We start from the raw sequence: 21,743 nt of genomic DNA, 5'->3' as shown, positions 1-21,743 counted from the left end.
CCGATTTTATGCCTGTTTACTGCATCGTGCAACGCTCGCATAATGGCTGCCCTTCTATCCCTGCAAGGAATGCCATGCCTGCCCCCACACCGCGCCGCGCCAGCGGCTTGATCCTGCTGACCCTGGCCTTCGGCTTCGTCATGGCCATGCTTGACGTCACGGCCGTCAACGTGGCCTTGTCCGATATCGCGCTCGACCTGGCCATACCGCTGACGGGCCTGGTCTGGGTGGTCGACGGCTACACCTTGACGTTTGCCGCGCTGCTGCTGGCCGGCGGTGCGCTGGCCGACCGCTACGGGCCGAAAGCCGTGTACCAGGGCGGCCTCGGCGTTTTCATTCTCGGCTCGGTCCTGTGCGGCGCGGCGCCTGACGGGCATTTTTTGACGGCCGCGCGACTGCTGCAAGGGGCGGGCGCGGCCCTGTTCATGCCCAGTTCGCTCAGCCTGCTGACGCACAGCTTTGACGACGAGCGCGAGCGCACGCGCATGCTGGGCGCCTGGTCGGCGCTGGTGGGCGTGGCGGGCGCGTCCGGCCCCCTGATCGGCGGCATCCTCGTGCACCAGTTCGGCTGGCGCAGCGTGTTCTGGGTGAATGTGCCGCTGGGCGTATTGGCCATCGTCATGGCGCAGTTGCTGCTGGCCGCGCCGGCGCGCCAGCCGCGCGATTTATCGCTGTTCAGCCATGCACTGGGCGTGGCGGCGCTGGCGGGCCTGAGTTTCCTGCTGATCGAAGGACCCGTGCTGGGCTGGCTGTCGCCCGGCGTGCTGGCGGCGGGGGCCTTGACGGTGCTGTCGGCCGGGCAATTGCTGCGGCGCGAACGCAGCGGCAGCCATTCGCTGTTGCCGCGTGCACTGTTTCATAGCAGCAGCTTTGGCGCGGCCAACGGCGTGGGTTTTTTGATCAATTTCTGCGTGTTCGGCCAGCTGTTCTTATTGAGCCTGTTCCTGCAGCAGTCTGGCGGCGCCGATGCCTTGCAGTCGGGCTTGCGCCTGCTGCCCATGATGGCGGCCTATACGGTAGGAAATTTCATGGCGGGAAGTATTGCGGCCCGTCATGGCACGCGCCGGCCCATGCTGCTAGGCTTGCTGGTAGGGGCCGTCATGGCCGTATTGTTGATGGGCTTGCGTCCAGGCACGCCGTACGCGCTGCTGGCGCTGGGCACGGCCGTCATGAACGTGGCCATCGGCATCGTGATTCCCGCCATGACGGCCACCGTGATGCGGGTGGCCGGCAAGCAGCATGCGAACAGTGCGGCGGCGGCCTTGAATGCGAACCGGCAAATCGGCGCCCTGGTGGGCGTGGCCCTGATCGGCAGCATCCTGCACATGGTGCAGGACTGGTCGCTGCGCTTGCCGCTGGCCTACGCGACGATTGCCGTTGCGTATGGCCTGGCGGCGGGCCTCGTCTACCGGCACGTGCAGCCGCCGAAGGCCGTGGCCGCCTGAAGATGGCTTACTGTTCGCGCGTGCTGCGCCATTCCACCAGTTCTTCGATGGTCAGGATCGGCATGCCGTGCAGTTCGGCGAAACGTTCGATATCGTCGCCGCGCATCATGGTGCCGTCCGGGTTCATCAGCTCGCACAGCACGGCGGCCGGGTTCAGGCCCGCCATGCGCGACAGGTCGACGGAGCCTTCCGTGTGGCCACGGCGTTCGAGCACGCCACCGGGCGCGGCGCGCAGGGGGAACACGTGGCCGGGGCGCACCAGGTCGGCGGGCTTGGCATTGGGCGCGATGGCGGCGCGGATGGTGGTGACCCGATCGGCGGCCGACACGCCCGTCGTGACGCCGTCGCGCGCCTCGATGGACACGGTGAATGGCGTGCCGTAGCGGCTGCCGTTGTCGGACGACATGGGCGGCAATTCCAGCGCGCTGACGACGTCCGTCGGCAGGCACAGGCAGACGATGCCGCTGCATTCGCGGATCAGCAAAGCCATGGTTTCGTTCGTGAGTTTCTCGGCAGACAGAATCAGGTCGGCTTCGTTTTCACGGTCGAAATCGTCGAGCAGGATGACGGGGATGCCGGCGCGCATGGCGGCCAGGGCGGATTGGATACGACCTTCCAGGTCGTTGGAAAGCAGGGTATAGCTGTTGACTAACATGGTGAAACGCTCCTCGCATAGGCGAAAAACGCTGCAGGGCAAGCGAATAGACGCAACTGGCCGCATCGCCGGGGCGATGGGACATCACACTACTGCACATCTTCTTTCATCCGGACTATACCGTCGGCCCCGGAATCACACCGGATCTGCTGACCCCGCCAAACGACGTTTGACAGGCGCTCGCGGGCTTGACCGTTGCCGGTCTTACCGCCGGTGGGGAATCGCACCCCGCCCCGAAGACGTATTGTTGTGCCGGTCCACATGACCGGCGGCAATACTTTAGCACAATTGAAAAAAGCTGGCAGGACACTGCTGAGTTTGTCATTCGGCAAAGTTGCCTGGGAAAAGCCGTTTTTCCTAAGCTGTTTTTAATGGCGGAAACAGGATTTCAGTGTAAGGTATGCCTACTGAATCTTACCGTTGAGAATACATGAAGCTGAGTAAATTACGCCTGATCTCGGGCGCCGTCTTGCTGGCGTGCGCCTGCATGGCCCAGGCGGAAATCCGTTTGAGCGATCCCCTGCCGCTGGCACCAGAAGTTACCGTTGGTAAACTGCCGAACGGCTTGACCTATTACATCAAGAAAAATGCCCGTCCCGCGCAGAAAGTGGAATTGCGCCTGGTGGTGAAAGCCGGTTCCATCCTGGAAGATGAAGACCAGCAAGGCCTGGCGCATTTCACGGAACACATGGCCTTCAATGGTTCCACGCATTTCAAGCGCAATGAACTGATTTCCTATCTGCAATCGATCGGCGTGAAGTTCGGCGCCGACTTGAATGCCTACACGAGCTTTGATGAAACCGTGTACGTGCTGCCGATTCCGACGAACAAGAAGGATAACCTGGAAAAGGGTTTTCTCGTGCTGGAAGACTGGGCGCATGGCTTGAAATTCAATCCGGCCGACATCAACAGCGAACGCGGCATCGTGCTGGAAGAGGCGCGCCTGGGCAAGGGCGCCAGCGACCGCATGAACAAGGTCCTGTATCCGAAGCTGCTGAACGGTTCGCGCTATGCGGAACGCATGCCGATTGGCAAGGAATCCGTGCTGAAAACGTTCAAGCCGGAAGCCATCAAGCGTTTCTACAAGGATTGGTACCGTCCCGACCTGATGGCCGTGGTGGTGGTCGGTGATGTGGAGCCGAAGCAAGCTGAAGCGATGATCCGCCAGCATTTCGGCAAGCTGAAAAATCCCGCGAAACCGCGTCCGCGCCTGTATGCGGAAGTACCGCAGCGTTCGCAAACGGAAGCGCTGGTGATCACGGACAAGGAAGCGCCGGACGACACGGTCTTCATCCGCTACCCGATCCGCGCCGCGCAGGAACCCGTCACCATCGCCGACTACCGCCGCCAGATGATCGAGAACCTGTACGGGCAAATGCTCAGCGCGCGCATGCAGGAATTGACGCAGCAGGCGAACCCGCCGTTCATCCAGGGCGGCAGCAGCATGGGCAAGCTGGTGCGCGGTTATGAATCGTTCAGCGCGTATGCCTTGCTGGGCAAGGGCGGCGTGCAGCCGGCCGTCGATGCGCTGGTGCAGGAAGATGAGCGGGCGCGCCGCTTCGGTTTCAGCCAGGATGAGCTGGACCGCGCGCGCAAGAACATGCTGCGCAATTACGAGCGCGCATACAGCGAGCGCGACAAGTCCGATTCCTCCGGTTTCGTGGCCGAGTATTCGCGCAACTTCCTGGAGCAGGAAGCCATCCCCGGCATCGCCAATGAATTGCTGTACGCGCAGGAACTCTTGCCGCAGGTAACCTTGCAAGAAATCAACGAGACGGTGGCCAAGGTGATTCCCGACCAGCAAAAGAAACTCGTGGTCTTCATGGGCGCCGAGCCGAAAGCGGGGGCCAGCGTGCCGACGCAGCAGCAATTGCTCGATGCCGTGGCGAAAGCCGAGCAGCAAACCATCGAGCCGCGCACGGAAAAAGTGCTGGCCAGCAAGCTGATGGACGGCCCGCCGGCCGGTGGCAGCATCGTCTCGGAAAAGTTGAACAGCGCCATCGGCGTGACGGAACTGACCCTGGGCAATGGCGTGCGCGTGCTGCTCAAACCGACGGACTTCAAGAATGACCAGGTGCTGATGGGCTCGACGCGCTTCGGCGGCCAGTCGCTGTTCGGCGACGCCGATATCTATAACGCCCGCTATGCGAGCGCCGTGGTCGGCAGCATGGGCCTGAAAGACCTGGCGCCGCTGGATTTGCAAAAGGTGTTGGCCGGCAAGACGGTCAACGTGGGCGCGTCGCTGGGCGAGCTGAGCGAAGGCTTTGGCGGCTCGGCCAGCAGCGCCGACGTGGAAGCCATGCTGCAACTGGTGTATTTGTATTTCAACGACGTGCGCAAGGATGCGGGCCTGTACCAGTCCTTCATCGGCAAGCAGCAGGACTTGGCGAAAAACAGCATGGCGCAGCCGGAAGCCGTGTTTTACGATGCCATCCAGCACGCCATGTTTGGCGACAACCCGCGCGTCGATGGCGTGCCGCGCGTGGCCGATTTCGACAAGGTGGGCCTGGACCGTTCGCTGGAAATCTTCCGCCAGCGCTTTTCCAGCGCGCGCGACATGACCTTCATCTTCACGGGCAGTTTCGAGCTCGACAAGATCAAGCCGCTGATCGCCAGCTACCTGGGCACCTTGCCCGTGGCCGACGTGCCGCACGCCTACCGCGACGTGGGCATGCGCCCGGTGACCGGGGTCGTCAAGAAGGACATCTACATGGGCAGCGAGCCGAAGAGCACGATTTCCATCACCTTCAATGGCGACGTGGCGTATTCGGACGAGCAAAAGCTGACCCTGCAGGCGCTGGGCGAGGTGCTGAACCTGAAAGTCATCGAAGTGCTGCGTGAAAAGATGAGCATGATCTATGGCGGCGGCTTTGAGACGTCCATGGGCCAGCATCCGTACGGCCACTATTCCGTGGCCTTGAACTTGCCGACGGGACCGGAAAACGTGGACAAGGTGATCGCCGCCGCGTTTGCCGAAATCAACAGGATGAAGACGGACGGGCCGTCTGCGGCGGACCTGGAAAAGGTCAAGCTGAACTGGATCACGCGCCAGCAGAAATCCTTGCGGGAAAACAACTACTGGATGAACCAGTTGATGGGTTCGGTGACGCAGGGACGCGACCCCGCGCACATCCTGCGCTATGAGCAGCGCGTGCGCGCCCTCACGCCGCAAGCCGTCAAACTGGCCGCGCAGCGTTACCTGGACATGCACAATTATGTACAGGTGGTACTGTATCCGGAACGCAAAAACGTTGCAGCCAAGTAAGCTTCATTGTTGAGCTGCAGGGGCGGCAGTGTGGCGAAGCTGTTAAACTGCTGCTGATTGATGTGATCGCAATTTAACAAGCAAGGACTGTACGATGGCTAAGAAAGAAGAACTCGATCCGGAAACCCTGGAATTGATCAACTGGTGTATCGAGGTCGAAGGCTTCCTCGTGGCCGGCGGTGCCACCGTGGCGCAGGCGCAGGACCACATCGAAGAGCAGGTCGAGTGGTTCACCGACCAGTTCTACGACGGCTTGACGCCGGAAGAGGCGGCCAAGGAAGCCTTGGCCTGACCTTTCATCCAGACTTCAGCAAGACATATGCGGGCGGTGCCTGCCGGGCATCAGCCTGGTAGCGCCGCCCGCTTTGCTTTTCTGAAAAGATTTCCATATGGAAATTGTTTATAATTCCACATTTTATTCTTTACCCAGGCTCCCATGACTCTCCGTTCGCGCATTCTTCTCCTGTGTTTCAGCACCTTGCTGGGCATCGTCCTCATCGCTTCATTCTCCCTGTATTCGCTGCGCCAGACCATGATGGCGGAAAGGGTCGAGCAATTGACGGTGCTGGTGGAATTGGCCAATGCCTCGGTGGAAAAGGCGTATGCGCTGGAACAGTCGGGCAAGCTCACGCGTGAGCAGGCGCAGCAGCAGGCCAAGCTGGCCATCGGCAGCTTCGTCAAGGACGAGATGTATTATTTCGTGCGCGATTTCAGCACCGACTTGCTGTACGTACACCCAAATCCTGCGCGCATCGGCACGCCGCAAAAGAACATGAAGCAGTCGGGAGACCGCTATCGCGTGGCCCTGGCCAGCAGCCGCATCGGCCTGGTGCAGGCGGATGGCACGCGTCCCGGCGTGAAAGATCCGGTGGCGAAGATGTATGCCGTGGTGAAATTTGCGCCGTGGGACTGGCTTATCGGCACGGGCACGTATATCGATGACATCAACCACAAGTTCTGGGCCCAGGCCGGCGTGCTGCTGGCCATCGGCGGCGCGCTGATGCTGGTGGTGGGCGCCCTGGCGGCCCTGATGCTGCGCCGCATCCTGGCCCAGCTCGGTGGCGAACCCGACTATGCGGCGGCCATCGTGGCGCAAATCGCCCAGGGCGACCTGACCACGCAGATCGATACGCGTCCCGGCGATACCTCCAGTCTGTTGATGGCGATCAAGGCCATGCGCGACAACCTGGCCCATCTGGTAAGCCAGGTGCGCAACGATGCGGAATCCATTTCCACGGCGTCGGGCGAGATCGCTTCCGGCAACCACGACCTGTCGGCGCGCACGGAACAGCAGGCGGGATCGCTGGAAGAAACGGCCTCGACCATGGAAGAAATGACCTCGACCGTGCGCCAGAATGCGGACAATGCGCGCCAGGCCAACCAGCTGGCTATTTCCGCCTCGCAAGTGGCGACGCAGGCGGGCGGCGTGGTGAGCCAGGTGGTCGACACCATGGGCGCCATCAATGCCTCGTCGAAGAAAATCGGCGACATCATCGCCGTCATCGACGGCATCGCTTTCCAGACGAATATCCTGGCCCTGAATGCGGCTGTGGAAGCGGCGCGCGCGGGCGAGCAGGGCCGTGGCTTCGCTGTCGTGGCCAGCGAAGTGCGCAACCTGGCGCAGCGTTCGGCCGCGGCGGCCAAGGAAATCAAGCAATTGATCGACAGTTCCGCCGAGCAAGTGGGCGCCGGTGAAAAACTGGTGGCGCTGGCGGGCGAAACGATGGAAAAAGTCGTTTCCAGCGTGCAGCATGTCACCGATATCGTGGCCGAAATTTCCTCTGCCAGCGCCGAGCAGAGTGCCGGCATCGAGCAGATCAACCAGGCGATCGTCGAGATGGACAACATGACGCAGCAAAACTCGGCCCTGGTCGAGCAGGCGTCGGCGGCGGCGCAGGCGATGAACGAGCAGGCGGCAGGGCTGGCGCAGATCGTCAGCGTGTTCAAGGTGGGCGCAGTGGCACCGGCTGCGGCAGCGCTACAGCGCAGCGTGCCTGCGGCGCGGCGCCTGACACGCTAAGCGATTTTTTCTGTCATGCGGGGAACTTAACCCCGGCTCACCTGTCCAAACTTTTTCGTCCGCAAGGGATGCACAGAAGAGGTGAGCATGACAGACGGTTTTTCCTATCACGCGGCGTTCGCCCGCAATCTGGGCTGGGTCACGCAGGCGGAGCAAAATAGCTTGCGCGGCAAGCGCGTGGCCATCGCCGGCATGGGCGGCGTGGGCGGCGTGCACTTGCTGACCCTGGCGCGGCTGGGCATCGGCGCCTTCCACATCGCCGATTTCGACACCTTCGATATCGCCAATTTCAACCGTCAGGCGGGCGCCATGGTGTCCACCCTGGGCCAGCCCAAGGTGGCCGTGCTGGCGCAGATGGCGCGTGACATCAATCCTGAACTTGAGATTAAACAATTTCCAGACGGCATACACGACAGCAACCTGGCCGAATTCTTCGCCGGTGTCGACCTGTATGTGGACGGCCTGGATTTCTTCGCCTTTCCCGCGCGCCAGGCCACCTTCGCCACGTGCGCGCGCCTGGGCATCCCCGCCATCACGGCCGCGCCGCTGGGCATGGGCACGGCCGTGCTCAGCTTCATGCCGGGCGGCATGACGTTCGAAGACTATTTTGGCTGGGGCGACTTGCCCGAGGAAGAAAAAGCCCTGCGCTTTCTCGTCGGCCTCGCGCCGGCCGGCTTGCACGCTCCCTACCTGGTCGACCCGTCCGCCATCAACCTGAAAGAGCGGCGCGGGCCGTCGACCATCATGGGCTGCCAGCTGTGCGCGGGCGCGGCCGCCACGGAAGCCTTGAAGATATTGTTAAAGCGGGGCAAGGTGATGGCGGCGCCGCACGGCATGCATTTCGACGCCTACCGCAACAAGCTCGTGCATACCTGGCGTCCCGGCGGCAACCGTCATCCGCTGCAGCGCCTGACGATGGCCATCATCAAGCGGCGCCGCGCCGCCCAGGGGAAATGAATGGGGCAAACTTTGCAGATCGATCCCGTGCTGGAAAACATCCTCGAGCAGGCGCGCTGGGCGCCCAGCGGCGACAACACGCAGCCGTGGCGCTTTGAAGTCGTGGACCCGCGCCACGTGGTCGTGCATGGCTTCGATACGCGTAGCCATTGCGTGTACGACCTCGACGGCCATCCCAGCCAGCTGTCGCTCGGTGCCTTGCTCGAAAGCATGGCACTGGCGGCCAGCAGCCATGGTCTGCGCATGGAAGCGCGCCGGCGTCTGTCCCTGCCCGACACCTTGCCCACGTTTGACGTGCACCTGCTCGACAGCCCTGGCATGCTGCCCGATCCGCTGGCGGCCTTCTTGCCGCAGCGCAGCGTGCAGCGGCGCCGGCTCAGCACGCGCCGCTTGCGCGCCAGCGAAAAGGCAGCGCTGGCGGCCAGCTTGCCGCCCGGTTACGGCGTGCAGTGGTTTGAAGGCGGGCGCGCGCGCCTGGCCTGCGCGCGCCTGATGTTTGACAATGCGAAGCTGCGCCTGACCATGCCCGAGGCGCACAAGGTGCACCGCGACGTGATCGAGTGGGGCGCGCGCTACAGCAGCGACCGCATCCCGGAGCAGGCGCTCGGCGTCGATCCGATGACGGCGCGCCTGATGCGCTGGGTCATGCACAGCTGGCGCCGCGTGGATTTTTTCAATACCTGGCTGGCTGGCACCGTCGCGCCGCGCCTGCAGATGGATTTGCTGCCTGGCCTGTATTGCGCCGCGCATTTCGTGCTGCTGGCCGAGGCGCCGCCGCGCCACATCGACGATTACGTGGCGGCCGGCCGCGCCATGCAGCGCTTCTGGCTGACGGCCACGCAACTGGGCCTGCAATTGCAACCGGAACTGACGCCGCTGATCTTTTCCCGCTATGTGCGCGAACGGCGCAGTTTTTCGCGCACCGATGGCATGCAGGAGCTGGCGCAGGAGTTGGCCGTGCGGTGCCAGGCCGTGCTGGGGGAGGCGGCGTTTGACCGGGCCGTGTTTCTCGGGCGCATAGGTGCCGGGCCGGCGGCCAGTGCGCGCTCGCTGCGCCGTCCGCTGCAAGACTTGCTCGTCGCGCCGTCCCCCGGGCAATGAGCCGCGGCCGCGTGCTTCAAGAGTGCCGCCGGCGCGCCAGGGCCAGCATGCCCAGGCCGGCCGCCAGCAGCGGCAAGGTGCCCGGCAGCGGCATCGGCGTGGTGGTCGGCACGTAGACCAGTTCGGAACTGTTCAGCAGGTTCAACACCAGGGTGTAGTTGCCCGCCACCAGGTGGTCCGTGACGGCGCCGTACTGCCCGCCGCACGTCGTGCCGATGCCGGTGCCCGTGGGCGCGCCGCAGCCGCTGGGATCGTAGGTGAACACGCTGCCGCTGGTGAGCGGCGTTTGCGCGTAGCCGGTATTGAGGTTGGCGGCATCGGCCAGTTCGGTGCCGCCCAGGATGCCGGAGCCGAGCTTGCCGTCGGGCGCCCAGTTGAAGACGATCTGGCCATTTTCATCGATGATGGTAAATGTCATCGCCATATTCGTCGTGGCCGCCGAGCCCGTGCCGGCCAGCGCGTCCAGGTACAGTTGCATGAAGGGCAGGGCCTGGAAATCGAAGGCCAGGGTCGCGCCCGGTTGGCCGACGACGAAATTGACGGTCATCGCGGTGCTGGAACCATTGCGTCCGGAGGCGTCGGCGCTGCCGCTGCCCGTCAGGAAGGTTTCCGCCGCATTCACGGTATGCGTGCTGGTCGAGCCCGGTGGAAAGGGGGGGATTTGCGAGGTGACGATTTGCGCCTCGCCGCGCGCATACGAGGCATTGCCCATGCCTTGCCGGGTAAAGTCGTTTTCTCCCTTGCTCACGGCGCCGCGTTTCGCTTGTGGCGCATCGATTTCGTTGCTGCCGCCATTGATGATGCTGCTGCCATTGAGCGTGGCGGTGGTGCGCGACAGGTCGATGTTGCTGAGCAAGGTGGTGGAGCCGGAGGGATTGCTGATGACCAGGCCAAAGACACTGGTGTACGAATAGCCGTAGGCGGCGGCGCTGGCAGTGCCGCTGCTGGCCAGCAACAGCAAGGCCAGCAGGGCCGTTGGCAGCCGGGTGCATAAAAAGGTAGTCATGAAAATCCTCATCTCCTGGTCGGCCGCGTTGTAAGGAAAACCGACAGGCTTGCCACATAAAAAAGGCGAGGACACGCCCTCGCCTGTGAAGCCCCCCTGTGGCCTGGTCAGGCGGCAACTTTGCGGCGGCGGGCATAGCCGAGGCCAGCCAGACCCAGCCCCAGCAAGGCGAGGGTGCCCGGTTCCGGTGTCGCTTGCTGTTTCACCAGATCCACGCTTTCCACCGCATTCAGGGTCAGGGTGTAATTACCAGTCGCTAGAGCATTGCTGACGGAGGCGAAGTGGCCGCCGCAAGCCGTGCCCACGCCCGTGCCCGTGGGCGTGCCGCAACCGCTGGGGTCATACGTAAACAGGTTGCCGCGCGTCAGGAAGTTAGTCGCCAAACCTGTGTTCAGGTTGGCCGCATCGGCCGATTCCGTGCCACCGAAAATGCCGGAGCCGATGACGCCATCAGGTGTCCAGTTGAAGACGGTCGCGCCGGTCGAGTCGGTGATGGTGATGGTCATCACCAGGTTGGCCGTCGCGGTGGAAAGCTGGCCCACTGTGCTTTGCAGGAAGACTTGCATGAATGGCGACGAGAAGAAGTCAAAGCTCAGCGTTGCCGTGGGCGAACCGACGACGAAGTTGACGGAGAAGCCCGTGGTCGAGCCGTTGCGCCCGGATGCATCGGCCGTGCCGGAAGGACCGTCCAGGTGGGCCTCGGCCACGTTCACCGCTTGCGTGGAGGTGGAGCCGGGCGGGAACGAGGGGAACTGCGTGCTGACGATCTGCGCATCGCCGCGCGAGTAGTTGCCCGCGGCACCTTGTTGTGTGAAATTATTCTCGCCCTTGGTCACGGCGCCGACGGCGGCGCGGGGCGAGTCGAGCAGGCCGGGGCCGCCATTGATGACGCTGACGCCATTCAGGGTGGCCGTGGCGCGCGAGATCGTGGTGCTGTTCAGGGCGGTGATGGAACCCGTGGCGGCGGCGATCTGCAGGCCGTAGATGTTGTTGTAGGCATAGCCGTAGGCACCCGCCTGTGCGCTACCGGCGACGCACAGCATTGCCAGTGCCGCTGCGGCCGGGAGCAGTTTCAGTTTCGAGAGTTTCATTGTAGTCACCTCGTGGTTGAGTGAGTCTGGAAGTCTTGCCTGAGTCCTGTCGGCAGGTGCTCATGGCCAGACTTAAGCGACTTCCATGCCAACGCATGAGGTTCTTTTGAAATCAAGGACTTGGCGTGCTTTTGTTGACGTGCTGCAGGTACTGCCGGACGTGCTGTAAGAAAAACCGACGCCGCCCGTCAAGGCTGGCTGCCTTGCGGCAACGGACCCAGCAAGGCGTGCAGATGGGGCAGCAGGCGTTGCGCGGGCACATAGTCGCGCATGGCCGTGGCCAGTTGACGCGCCGCCAGCCTGGCCCGGCCATCGTCGAGCATGCGCGTGGCGGCATGGCGCAGGGTGGTTTCCTGGAAGCGGTCGGCGCGCAGCAGCAGGCCGGCGCCGGCCCCCGCGATGCCGTGCATGTTGAGGAATTGATCGAGGTTGCCGGCGATGCCGATGACGGGCACGCCCGCCGTCAGTGCCTGCTGGCTGGTGGGGCTGCCGCCGTTGCAGATCACCAGGCTGGCGCGCCGGGCCGCCGCGTCGCCCGGCAGAAATGGCGCGACATAGGCATTCGGCGGCACGGCATCGATGCGGATGGTGCCGGCTGTGGCTGCCAGCACGGTGACGGGCAGGGGCGCCAGCGCGCGCAGCACGCGCGGCAGCAATTGCCCCTGGCCGGAACTGCCCAGGGTGACATAGATGATGGGCCGTCCGCTGCTCAGTTCCGGGCGCTGCCACCAGTCCGGCAAGTCGAGCGGCGGGGCCCAGATGATGGCGCCCAGGTAGTCGTGCGTGGGCGGCATGGCATGCGGCGGGAACAGTTGCGGAATATCCGCATACAAGGTGCGGTCGGCATCCGTATAGATGCGCCGCAGGTCGCTGCCCAAGGATGGCAGGCCGTGATTGCGGCGCACGCGATTCAGGGGCACGGCATGCGCGGCGAAGGCCAGCGGGCGGATCAGGCGGAACATCGGATCGGCCAGCCAGATGGGCAGCATGCCTGTCAGGGGCAGGCTGGGCACCGTGTAGTGCTGGCGCACCCAGGGACTCCAGTAGGCATTGCTGACGGTAATGTAGGGAATGCGCTGCAGGCGCGCGCTGACGGACAGCGACAGGCGGAAGTCGCCGATCACGAGATCGGGCTGGACGGCATTGAGCAGGTGCAAGTCGTCTTCCACATACGCGTGCAGGGTGCTTTCCGTGTAGACAGGCTTGCCCTGGGCCAGTGCCTGCAGGAATTGCAGCGATGAAATACTGTCGATGCGCCAGCGCCGGAAGGGGGCGTGCTTGAAACAAAAGTCATAGCCGTCGGCGCAGGCAAAATGCACCTCATACTCGTTCTCGTCCAGACCCTGGGCCAGGCTCAGGGGGCGGCCGACGTGGGCCAGGGTCACTGCCTCGGCCATGAAGAGGATTTTCTTGCGCGCCATGGGGATCGCTTGCACTCGCAGGAGAGATACCTGCCAAGTTGGAGTGGCGCCACGCCGTTTAGTTCCCGCAGATGCCGTCACTGGCGGGCGCCAGGATTTGGCCGCATCGGCTACAGTGGGGGCAAAGGAGGCCACATGCAAACACCAGCCCGTCATGCCCTGTTGCGTGCACACAGCACGCCCGAACCCGATATGCCGCCACCGCCGGAAGGCGATCCCGTCACGCCGCCGCCGGAAACGCCGCCCCACATCGACCCCGTGCCGGTCGAGGAGCCGACGCCGCCGCCACCGCCCGTGAAAATGCATTGACCGGGCACGCTGCGCTCCGTCATGGCGGTTGCGGGGGAGGCGCACGCCGCGTTTATTTCCGATCGGAAATGGACTGCGCGGTGGTCGCCGGCGCTACGCCATTTAAACAACAAAAACGTCAATAAATGTTGCCGAGTGGATACAAATCAAGCCCTAACTGTCGAGTGTCATGCGGCCGTCACGATTCTGTTCTTATAATGAGACATCATAAAAATTCTTGTACAGGAGACCATCGTGGGCAATTCCTTGCATAACAAAATCTACCTGGGCCGGCGCCCTGTGATCACCAGCAAAAACCTTGTGGCGCTGGCCCTGGCGGGCGCCGTGGCGGGTTGCGGCCTCGCATGGCTGCTGCTGCGCAGCTACAAATAACGCTCATCACGCCCGTGTTTCCGCTGCCTGGCCGCTTGGCGGGCGGCGGTAGATTCACGTTGCCTGTTGCCGATGCGCAGCGGGGCGCGTACCATGGGGGCCGAACACCTGGCCTTTTATGGAAAAGTAATGAAGAACGAGAAATTAACAACCGATGAATATGAAGCGCTGGAGCAAGTTGCACGCGGCATCAAGACCGAGCGCCCCAGCGCTTGCGTTGCCCGCAATGCCAAGCGCCTGTCCGGCCTGAAGCTGCTCAGCTATGCACGCGATGGCCGTCTGTCCATCACCGAAAAGGCGCAACAACTGCTGTTCCTGCGCCGCTGCATCATGGGGCTGCGCGCCGTCGCTACCGATCCGCTGACCAAGCTGGAGTCGGACGTGGCCTATTTCCTGGGCAAGAAAGCCCACATCGTGGCGCGCGCCGACGGCGAGGGGCACGACATTTCCGACAAGGGCCGCGAATCGCTGGCCGACATCGACACCCTGGGACTGTAACAAGCTGTCCTTGCCACCGGCCCCTGGGGCCGGTTTTCACATCTTCCCTCACTTTTAATTTCCCCTTGGAGAACACTTTGGACAGCGCGATGAACTGGTCGGCCCACGAACTGACGATGACGGTCCTGATGACGCCCGATATGGCCAATTTTTCCGGCAACGTGCACGGTGGCACCATCCTGAAATACCTCGACAGCGTCGCCTATGCCTGCGCCAGCCGCTATTCGGGCAGCTATGTGGTGACCCTGTCGGTGGACCAGGTGATGTTCCTGCAGCCCATTCACGTGGGCGAGCTGGTGACCTTCCTGGCGTCGATCAATTACACGGGCACGACGTCGATGGAAGTGGGTATCCGCGTGGTGACGGAAAACATCCAGCAGCGCCTGGTGCGCCATGCCAACAGCTGCTATTTCACGATGGTGGCCGTGGATGCCAACCGCAAGCCGGTGGCCGTGCCGCCGCTGGCGCTGGAGACGCCGGAGCAGCAGGTGCGCTTCGAGCAGGCCAAGCTGCGCAAGCTGTCGCGCCAGAAGGTGTCGAAGAAGTAAGTGCGCCGGGCATGAAAAAACGGCCACCAGAGTGATCTGGTGGCCGTTTTTTTATTGCTTGCCGCCTGCTGGCGGCATGGCGTCGTGATTAACGGTCGCCGTAGCTGCGGCGTGCGCCGTCGGTGCTGCGCGGGTTGGAACCCTTGTAGCCGCCGCCGGTGCTCGGTGCGCCGTCTTTGCGTGGTGCGCCTGGCTTGCTGAACGTGCGTTGGCCTGGCTTCGCGCCGCCACGGTTGTCGCCTGGTTTCCAGCCGCCTGGACGGGCGCTCGAACGTGGTGCCGATGCCGTTTTCTTCGGCTCGAAACCTTCGATGACATTGACCGGGATCAATTGCTTGGTGAAGCGTTCGATGCGCTTGACGTTCATGCCTTCAGCGTGGTTCACCAGCGAGATGGCCAGACCATTGCGGCCAGCGCGGCCGGTACGGCCGATGCGGTGGACGTAGTCTTCCGGGAACTTCGGCAGATCGTAGTTGAACACGTGGGTGATCGTTGGCACGTCGATACCGCGAGCGGCAACGTCGGTGGCAACCAGCACTTTGACCTGGCCGCGGCGCATGCCGTCCAGGGTGCGGTTACGCGCGCCCTGATGCATGTCGCCGTGCAAGGCGGCAGCCGAGAAACCGGCGATGTTCAGACGGTCGGCGATGGTGTCGGCGTCACGCTTGGTGGCGGTGAACACAACAGCCTGGTCCAAGGTTTCGTCGCGCAGCAGGTGGTCCAGCAGGCGATTCTTGTGCGACAGATCGTCGACGAAGTGGACGCGCTGGGTGATGTTTTCATGCTTGTTGCTCGAACTTGCCACCTGGATGACCAGCGGGTTTTTCGTGATGCGGCGCGCCATGTTGCCGACCACGCCATCGAGCGTTGCCGAGAACAGCATGGTTTGACGGCCTTCCGGCGTCGCTTCCACGATCTTTTCGATGTCGTCGATGAAGCCCATGTCCAGCATGCGGTCGGCTTCGTCCAGCACCAGGATTTCCAGTTGCGAGAAGTCGATCTTGCCCGAGTCCATGTGGTCGATCAGACGGCCAGGGGTAGCGACCAGGATCTCAGGATTCTTGGCCAGCAATTGCATCTGTTTAGGGTAAGGCATGCCGCCCAGGATCGACACAGCCTTGATGCGGCGGATGCCGGTGCTGTACTTGTCGGTATTGGTGGTCACTTGCAGGGCCAGTTCGCGCGTTGGCGTCAGCACCAGCATTTTTGGCTGGGCAGCCTTGAAACGTGGACGCTCGCCGCGGGCGCGCGATGCTTGCATTTCCTGGTTCGGCGTCTTGCCGGCGGCGCTTTGTTCGGCGCTGGCCAGTTTGTGCAACGATGGCAGCATGAAAGCTGCCGTCTTGCCCGAACCGGTCTGCGACGAGACCAGCAGGTCACGGCCTTCGATCGCGGCTGGAATCGCTTGCGACTGTACCGCGGTTGGCGCGGTGTAGCCCGATTCGGTCAGAGCGGCGATGATGGACGGATGCAGGCCTAAGGATTCAAATGTCATTCTTTTCTTTCGTAAAAATCAGCGTTCTTGCAAAAAGCAGAACGCAAAATAGCAACGCCAACCAAAACGAAATGACTCAACTAGAAAGAAATTTCGGCACAAAAGCTTTGCGCCGGGACGGTGTCAGGTGCGACACACAAGGCGGGAGGGCTTTATAAGCGGCATCCTGTGGATGCGCTAAGGCTTGCGAAGCTGCTAAGTTTGTAGTGCATATAACTGCGGTGTTGCCATCGCTTCAAGGGAACATATTGCAGCGCACAACGACACTATACCGTATTTGATGCCGTTTTGCACGGTCTAAATGGGAAGAAACGAAAGTCCTACCACGTTTCGATGCTGTTTCCTATGTGAAATCAGTAGAAATACGTAGATTTTGCGCGTTTACTTGAGCATGGCCACGATGTCGGCGGACAGCGGCGGCGCCTGTCGCGTTTCCCTGGCCAGGTTGATTTGCCGGGTGACCTGCGCCAGTTCGACCAGGCTGCGTTCCAGCTGATACGTTCCCTTGGCATGCAGCCAGGCCAGTACGTCGGCCAGGTGCCAGATGGTGGCGCTGCCCTCATGCACGGGTACGGGGAAGCTGTGGCGGTGTTTGCTCATCAGCTTGTGCAGGTTTTGCCGGGACAGGCCCAGCACCTGCGCCACGTCGGTCAGGCCCACGAGGTCGGGCGCGGCCTCGACCAGCACGGCATCGGGCACGATGGCCTTGACGTCGGCCAGGGCGCTGAGCAGCGCTTCCCTGGCATTGCTGGCCTCGCGCGTGAATTCCAGCGCCAGGCGCCCCGCTTGCCCGATGCCGACCTGGGCGTCGTCGCAACCGCCGCTGCCCAGGCGCTCGGCCAGCGCATCGAGATCGGTTTCGTGGTCGGGCAGGCGGTACTTGAGGGTAAAGATGTAATCCATAATTGTTACCCCCCTGAGTTTGCGTTGCATGCAGTCGTGGATCAGTTTATTGAAGGCGCAATTGTCGACCACCTGCCGGATCGCCCGCGCGTGGTTGCCGGGATTCTTCGGCGTGCTCCAGATGCAGGCGATGCAAAATTCACCGCAGCGGCAGCCGTCGTCATTGTAGGGGCGAGATTTTCCCCCAGGCATGGCTGCCGCCCATTTCCACTCTCCAGCCCTGGCTTTCCGCGTGGCGCAGCGCCGCTTCGATTTCTTTCTTCGGATGCGAGGAGCGCGCCATGCGATGTCTCCAATGTAGGTCGATATTTATTGGTTGTCAAGTGACAACCGATAGATATCGACTATCACCGCATCACTCTACTTCGGGATTGACGGCCATCACTTGCGAAAAGCCGCCATCGACGTAGGTAATCTCGCCCGTGATGCCGGAGGCCAGATCGGATAGCAAGAAGGCGGCCGTGTTGCCCACCTCTTCGATGGTCACGTTGCGCCGAAGGGGGGCGTGTTCGGCCACAAAGCCCAGGAGTTTGCTGAAATCCTTGATGCCGGAAGCGGCCAAGGTCTTGATGGGGCCGGCGGAAATGCCGTTGGCGCGGATGCCGCGCGGACCCAGCGATTCGGCCAGGTAGCGCACGGACGCTTCCAGCGATGCCTTGGCCAGCCCCATGGTGTTGTAGTAGGGCACGGCGCGCATGGCGCCCAGGTAAGTCAGGGTCAGGACCGAGGCGCCCGGATGCAGCAGCGGCAAGGCGGCCTTGGCCATGGCGGGAAAACTGTAGGCGGAAATGTCGTGCGCGATGCGGAAGCTGTCGCGCGACAGGCCGTCGAGGAAGTCGCCGGCAATCGCTTCGCGCGGCGCGAAACCGATGGCGTGCACCAGGCCGTCCAATTGATCCCAGTGGCGCGCCAGGTCGCTGAAGACGGCGCTGATCTGTTCATCGCTGGACACGTCGCAGTCAAACACCAGTTCGCTGCCGAATTCCGCCGCAAATTCCGTGATGCGCTCCTTGAAGCGCTCGCCCACATACGTGAAGGCGAGGGTGGCGCCTTCGCGGTGGCAAGCTTTGGCGATGCCATAGGCGATGGAGCGGTTCGACAGCAAGCCCGTGATGAGGATTTTTTTGCCTTGCAAGAAAGCCATGATGACTCCTGTCTGGGTAAGTGGGCGGGTAGAGCGGATGTACAACCGGCCGCGACAGCAAGGCTGTGGCGGCCGGTGGATCAGATGTCAGGTGGTTTGTAACGCCTAACAACGCCTGATAGAACCGTAGTGAGCGGAAGTGAGTTGTAGGTGAGAAGCGCAACCGTACTTTTAGTACGGTGAGCATCGCAGGCTGCAAATCACGACGCGCAGTAGGTTATGTCAGGTGTACTCAGTGGCGGGCTTTTGCCCGGCTGTTGCCGCCGCCACGCTGGATACGCGGTTTCACCAGGGAAATTGGCGCGGCTTGCACCTTGCCACCCTTGGCGGCGCGGCGCAGTGCCTTGGCGGCCCGTTCCGGACGGTCCGCTTCCAGCAGCATGGTGGCGCTGTCGGCGATTTCCTGGGTGATGTCCTTGTTCATCGTGGCCGAGGTTTTCGGCACGAGGATGGTGGAGCCGGCGCGCAGGCTGGTGCGCTGCGGAATATTGTTGGCCTGGCGCAGCACGTCGGCCGTGGTGCCGAATTTCGACGCCAGGGTTTCGATGCGTTCGCGCGCATTGGTGATCTTGTGCGTCGTCCAGCTCGACAAGGCATGGCCCCATTGCGCCAGGTTGGTGGTGAACTTGGCGGCGTTTTCCTGTGGCAACAGAATCTTGGTCTTTTCGCCGCCGATGATGACGGGGCGGTTAAATTGCGGATTCAAGGCCTTGAATTCATCCATCGACAGTTCGGCTAGCTGAGCGGCAACGGTGATGTCGATGTCGCTGGTCTTGTCGATGGCCGTGAAATACGGCTGGTTGTCGACCACGGGCAGGGTCAGGCCGAACTGGGCCGGATTGGCGATGATGTTTTTCACCGCTTGCAGTTTCGGCACGTAGTTGCGCGTTTCGGCCGGCATCAGGTCGGCCAGGCTTTCGAAGTCGGTCGGCTTGCCCAGCGCCTGGTTTTTCTTGATGGCGCGCTGCACCGAGCCTTCGCCCCAGTTGTAGGCGGCCAGCGCCAGTTGCCAGTCGCCAAACATGTCATACAGGCGCTGCAGGTACGTCAGGGCCGCATCGGTCGAGGCCAGCACGCCGCGGCGCTCGTCCTTGAACATGTTTTGCTTGAGGTTGAAATCACGCCCGGTGGCGGGCACGAATTGCCACATGCCGGCCGCATTGGCGCTCGAGAATGCTTGCGGGTTGAAGGCGGACTCGATGAACGGCAGCAAGGCCAGTTCCGTCGGCATGCCGCGCTTTTCCAGTTCCTGCACCACGTGGAAGATGTAGCGCGAGGCGCGCGCCGTGGTGCGGGCGATGTAGTCGGGGCGGGTGGCGTACCAGTTGACGTGATTGGCTACCAACTGGTTGTTGATGTCGGGAATCGCATAGCCGCTGCGGATGCGGCCCCAGACGTCGGCTTCGCGCAGCGGATCGGAATTGTCGCTGAGGTTTTTCAGCAGACGGTCGGTCTTTTGCAGGCGGTTGTCGAGGGTGGGGAGTTTCGCCGTGACCTGGGCGGTCATCGGGATCAGGGCAGGTGCGGCGGCGGCGACTGGCGCGTTATCGCTCTCAACACCGGCTTCGTACGCCTGGCTGAGGGCGGGCGCAAGCGCCAGGGCCAACGCCGCCAGGACGGTAGATTTAAAGGAGTTTTCGTGCATAGTGTTCCATTGTTGTCGTCGGAGAAACATCGGACAGACCCATGATCAAGCAGCGAGTGTACGTATATCCACATGCCGGAGTCAAGAATTATGTCAGCATGATGACAGGAAATAAGCGGCAATAAGTGGGAAACGGCTGAGTTTCCATTCGCAAATGCTGTCATTATTGCAAATTTAATTTGCCCAATGCGTGATTCGGCCGCTGTTATAGCATACATGGCGACGAGGCTGGCGCAAGCCTGGATGGCGCCCGGCATGAGGCTGCGCAAAAGTGCGTACAATTTGGCTTTGGCCGGCCATTCAGCCGCTGGCCGCCTTATTGATAGAGAGTCAAGTATATGAACACCCCGACGCGCCACGACGACGACAACGCCGTCATCATCGCCAATACCGTTGCCTGGCTGGAAAAGGCCGTGATCGGCCTGAACCTGTGCCCGTTCGCCAAGGCCGTGCACGTCAAGAAGCAGATCCGCTATGTGGTGTGCGAGTCGAGCAATCCCGAAGATCTGCTGGCGATGCTGATGGACGAGCTGCAAACCCTGGCCGACACGGATCCCGAGCAAATCGACACGACCCTGCTGATCCATCCTTACACCTTGAACGATTTCCTCGACTACAACGAGTTCCTCGATGTGGCCGACGCGGCCGTCGAAGACATGCACCTGGCGGGCGAACTGCAAGTGGCCAGTTTCCACCCGAATTACCAGTTTGCCGAGACGTTCGAGGACGACATCAGTAACTACACCAACCGTTCGCCGTATCCGACCCTGCACCTGCTGCGCGAAGACAGCATCGAGCGCGCCGTCGAGGCGTTCCCGGAAGCGTCGGAAATCTTTGACAAGAATATCGCCACCCTGGAAGCGCTGGGCACCGAAGGCTGGGAAAAGCTCGGTTTGCCGAAGGTGTCTTGATGGCTGACAAGGAATTGCCGCCGCGTCCCGATACGCCCTGCGTGGCCGTGTGTTCGACGACTTTCGATGAAATCTGCCGCGGCTGCGGCCGCAGCGTAGTGGAAGTGGCCCACTGGGTGTCGATGACGGATGAAGAGAAGGAAGTGGTGTGGGTGCGGATTCTGGCGCAAGGGTATCCGCGCCGGAATACCTGATTTAACCCAACTGCAACTGCCGGGGTCGGACCTTGAAGGTCCGGCCCCGGTACTTCAGAGGCTAGCGATCAATAGCTGCCAATAAAATCCTTTTTACCCACTTCAATGCCATTATGGCGCAGGATGTCGTACGCCGTCGTTGCGTGGAAGAAGAAGTGCGGCAGCGCGTAGTGGAACAGATACGTCTGGCCCGTGAAGTGCTTGGTCTTTTCGCCGCTGCCGGTGGTGATGGCGCGCGTTTCGCTGCCGTCGATGTCCGCTTGCGGCAGGCTTTCCAGGAAGGCGATGGTTTTCACGATGCGCGCCTTCAGCTCTGCAAAGCTCTGTTCGCTATCTTCATACGGTGGCACGGCCACGCCGGCCAGACGCGCGCCGCAGCCCTTGGCGAAGTCGGTGGCGATCTGGATCTGGCGCACGAACGGCAGCATGTCGGGGAACAAACGGAATTGCAGCAGGGCGTTCGGGTCGATTTTCTTGTCCTGCGCGTGCGTTTCCGCCTTGTCCAGGATGGCGGCCAGGCTGCCCAGGATCTGTTTGAAGACGGGGATCGAAGCGGAGTAGATGGAGAAGGTCATGGTGGTTCCTCTAGGTAAAGTGGCGCGATGATAGCAAGCTGCGCGCTTTTCTGCTGGCGCCGGCCGGGCGCATCATCCCACGTGTGGTTTTTCAGCCCTGTCTATATAGCATGACGTCGCCGCCAGCGCGTGTTTATTGGTGACTTTTTCCACTTTTTCCATGCATAATTGCTCCTCATAAAGTTTCT

Annotated in this window: 21 protein-coding genes, 1 pseudogene and 1 riboswitch; of the genes and pseudogenes, 12 read left to right on the top strand and 10 right to left on the bottom strand. The window is 62.2% G+C overall.

The window, feature by feature from the left end:
- The first annotated feature begins 74 nt into the window (after positions 1 to 74).
- Positions 75 to 1,445: an MFS transporter gene (locus AC3IQ7_RS20820; RefSeq protein ID WP_489207212.1), complete on the top strand. Its 1,371-nt coding sequence runs from the start codon at positions 75 to 77 to the stop codon at positions 1,443 to 1,445.
- A gap of 7 nt (positions 1,446 to 1,452) precedes the next feature.
- Here the strand turns inward: AC3IQ7_RS20820 and ribB are convergent, their stop codons facing one another.
- Positions 1,453 to 2,100 carry a 3,4-dihydroxy-2-butanone-4-phosphate synthase gene (gene ribB, locus AC3IQ7_RS20815; protein ID WP_035820303.1) on the bottom strand — a complete coding sequence of 216 codons (648 nt, stop codon included), beginning with the start codon at positions 2,098 to 2,100 and terminating at the stop codon, positions 1,453 to 1,455.
- A 94-nt stretch (positions 2,101 to 2,194) separates the two neighbouring features.
- A riboswitch (FMN riboswitch) is annotated at positions 2,195 to 2,345 on the bottom strand.
- Positions 2,346 to 2,530: 185 nt separating this feature from the next.
- Between ribB and AC3IQ7_RS20810 the strand changes: the two genes are divergently transcribed.
- The 5 genes from AC3IQ7_RS20810 to AC3IQ7_RS20790 all read left to right on the top strand — a co-directional run bounded on the left by AC3IQ7_RS20810 (position 2,531) and on the right by AC3IQ7_RS20790 (position 9,443).
- On the top strand, positions 2,531 to 5,365 hold the full coding sequence (locus tag AC3IQ7_RS20810; RefSeq protein ID WP_489207211.1) for a M16 family metallopeptidase: 2,835 nt from the start codon (positions 2,531 to 2,533) through the stop codon (positions 5,363 to 5,365).
- Positions 5,366 to 5,459: 94 nt separating this feature from the next.
- On the top strand, positions 5,460 to 5,657 hold the full coding sequence (locus AC3IQ7_RS20805; RefSeq protein ID WP_010399555.1) for a hypothetical protein: 198 nt from the start codon (positions 5,460 to 5,462) through the stop codon (positions 5,655 to 5,657).
- A gap of 144 nt (positions 5,658 to 5,801) precedes the next feature.
- Complete coding sequence (locus tag AC3IQ7_RS20800; RefSeq protein WP_489207210.1) at positions 5,802 to 7,385, top strand: methyl-accepting chemotaxis protein; 1,584 nt, start codon at positions 5,802 to 5,804, stop codon at positions 7,383 to 7,385.
- A gap of 87 nt (positions 7,386 to 7,472) precedes the next feature.
- Positions 7,473 to 8,342, top strand: coding sequence for a ThiF family adenylyltransferase (locus AC3IQ7_RS20795; protein ID WP_099378385.1), 870 nt, complete (start codon positions 7,473 to 7,475; stop codon positions 8,340 to 8,342).
- Positions 8,343 to 9,443: a nitroreductase family protein gene (locus AC3IQ7_RS20790; protein WP_489207209.1), complete on the top strand. Its 1,101-nt coding sequence runs from the start codon at positions 8,343 to 8,345 to the stop codon at positions 9,441 to 9,443.
- A gap of 16 nt (positions 9,444 to 9,459) precedes the next feature.
- On the opposite strand, the gene AC3IQ7_RS20785 is transcribed toward AC3IQ7_RS20790, so the two are convergent.
- From AC3IQ7_RS20785 to AC3IQ7_RS20775, 3 genes are all read right to left on the bottom strand, one after another.
- Positions 9,460 to 10,449 (bottom strand): EDSAP-1 family PEP-CTERM protein, encoded by a 990-nt coding sequence (locus AC3IQ7_RS20785; RefSeq protein WP_489207208.1) that lies wholly within the window; start codon positions 10,447 to 10,449, stop codon positions 9,460 to 9,462.
- A 107-nt stretch (positions 10,450 to 10,556) separates the two neighbouring features.
- Complete coding sequence (locus tag AC3IQ7_RS20780) at positions 10,557 to 11,540, bottom strand: EDSAP-1 family PEP-CTERM protein (protein ID WP_489207207.1); 984 nt, start codon at positions 11,538 to 11,540, stop codon at positions 10,557 to 10,559.
- Between the two features lie 188 nt (positions 11,541 to 11,728).
- Positions 11,729 to 12,961 (bottom strand): glycosyltransferase, encoded by a 1,233-nt coding sequence (locus tag AC3IQ7_RS20775; protein WP_489207206.1) that lies wholly within the window; start codon positions 12,959 to 12,961, stop codon positions 11,729 to 11,731.
- 135 nt (positions 12,962 to 13,096) lie between these two features.
- On the opposite strand from AC3IQ7_RS20775, the gene AC3IQ7_RS20770 reads away from it, so the two are divergent.
- The 4 genes from AC3IQ7_RS20770 (at position 13,097) to AC3IQ7_RS20755 (ending at position 14,688) form a co-directional block, all read left to right on the top strand.
- Complete coding sequence (locus AC3IQ7_RS20770; protein WP_199534388.1) at positions 13,097 to 13,270, top strand: hypothetical protein; 174 nt, start codon at positions 13,097 to 13,099, stop codon at positions 13,268 to 13,270.
- Positions 13,271 to 13,504: 234 nt separating this feature from the next.
- A complete protein-coding gene (locus AC3IQ7_RS20765) occupies positions 13,505 to 13,642 on the top strand; it encodes a hypothetical protein (protein WP_180979422.1) in 138 nt (45 codons plus the stop codon).
- A gap of 129 nt (positions 13,643 to 13,771) precedes the next feature.
- Positions 13,772 to 14,140, top strand: a complete 369-nt coding sequence (locus AC3IQ7_RS20760; protein ID WP_489207205.1) for a hypothetical protein — start codon at positions 13,772 to 13,774, stop codon at positions 14,138 to 14,140.
- A gap of 89 nt (positions 14,141 to 14,229) precedes the next feature.
- A complete protein-coding gene (locus AC3IQ7_RS20755; protein WP_071326331.1) occupies positions 14,230 to 14,688 on the top strand; it encodes an acyl-CoA thioesterase in 459 nt (152 codons plus the stop codon).
- Between the two features lie 88 nt (positions 14,689 to 14,776).
- Here AC3IQ7_RS20755 and AC3IQ7_RS20750 read toward each other — a convergent pair whose 3' ends face one another.
- The 5 genes and pseudogenes from AC3IQ7_RS20750 to AC3IQ7_RS20730 all read right to left on the bottom strand — a co-directional run bounded on the left by AC3IQ7_RS20750 (position 14,777) and on the right by AC3IQ7_RS20730 (position 19,875).
- Entirely contained in the window at positions 14,777 to 16,183 is a 1,407-nt protein-coding gene (locus tag AC3IQ7_RS20750) for a DEAD/DEAH box helicase (protein ID WP_077406752.1), read from the bottom strand.
- A gap of 381 nt (positions 16,184 to 16,564) precedes the next feature.
- Positions 16,565 to 17,086, bottom strand: coding sequence for a helix-turn-helix transcriptional regulator (locus tag AC3IQ7_RS20745; protein WP_489210492.1), 522 nt, complete (start codon positions 17,084 to 17,086; stop codon positions 16,565 to 16,567).
- Between the two features lie 45 nt (positions 17,087 to 17,131).
- A pseudogene (locus tag AC3IQ7_RS20740) lies at positions 17,132 to 17,369 on the bottom strand (hypothetical protein); the annotation flags it as partial.
- Positions 17,370 to 17,441: 72 nt separating this feature from the next.
- Positions 17,442 to 18,230, bottom strand: coding sequence for an enoyl-ACP reductase FabI (fabI, locus tag AC3IQ7_RS20735; protein WP_322428338.1), 789 nt, complete (start codon positions 18,228 to 18,230; stop codon positions 17,442 to 17,444).
- Positions 18,231 to 18,462: 232 nt separating this feature from the next.
- Positions 18,463 to 19,875, bottom strand: a complete 1,413-nt coding sequence (locus AC3IQ7_RS20730; RefSeq protein WP_034779271.1) for a transglycosylase SLT domain-containing protein — start codon at positions 19,873 to 19,875, stop codon at positions 18,463 to 18,465.
- Between the two features lie 338 nt (positions 19,876 to 20,213).
- On the opposite strand from AC3IQ7_RS20730, the gene AC3IQ7_RS20725 reads away from it, so the two are divergent.
- Both AC3IQ7_RS20725 and AC3IQ7_RS20720 read left to right on the top strand, forming a co-directional pair.
- Positions 20,214 to 20,786, top strand: a complete 573-nt coding sequence (locus tag AC3IQ7_RS20725) for a DUF1415 domain-containing protein (RefSeq protein WP_099378395.1) — start codon at positions 20,214 to 20,216, stop codon at positions 20,784 to 20,786.
- Complete coding sequence (locus AC3IQ7_RS20720; protein ID WP_034779267.1) at positions 20,786 to 20,980, top strand: DUF1289 domain-containing protein; 195 nt, start codon at positions 20,786 to 20,788, stop codon at positions 20,978 to 20,980. The genes AC3IQ7_RS20725 and AC3IQ7_RS20720 overlap by 1 nt, the downstream gene beginning before the upstream one ends.
- 68 nt (positions 20,981 to 21,048) lie before the next feature.
- Here the strand turns inward: AC3IQ7_RS20720 and AC3IQ7_RS20715 are convergent, their stop codons facing one another.
- A complete protein-coding gene (locus tag AC3IQ7_RS20715) occupies positions 21,049 to 21,555 on the bottom strand; it encodes a DUF1993 domain-containing protein (protein WP_034779265.1) in 507 nt (168 codons plus the stop codon).
- Between the last annotated feature and the right edge of the window lie 188 nt (positions 21,556 to 21,743).

This window comes from Janthinobacterium sp. GL_088 (genome assembly GCF_057837845.1).
Note: the sequence above shows the minus strand (reverse complement) of the source record. Positions and strands in the feature narration are given on the sequence as shown.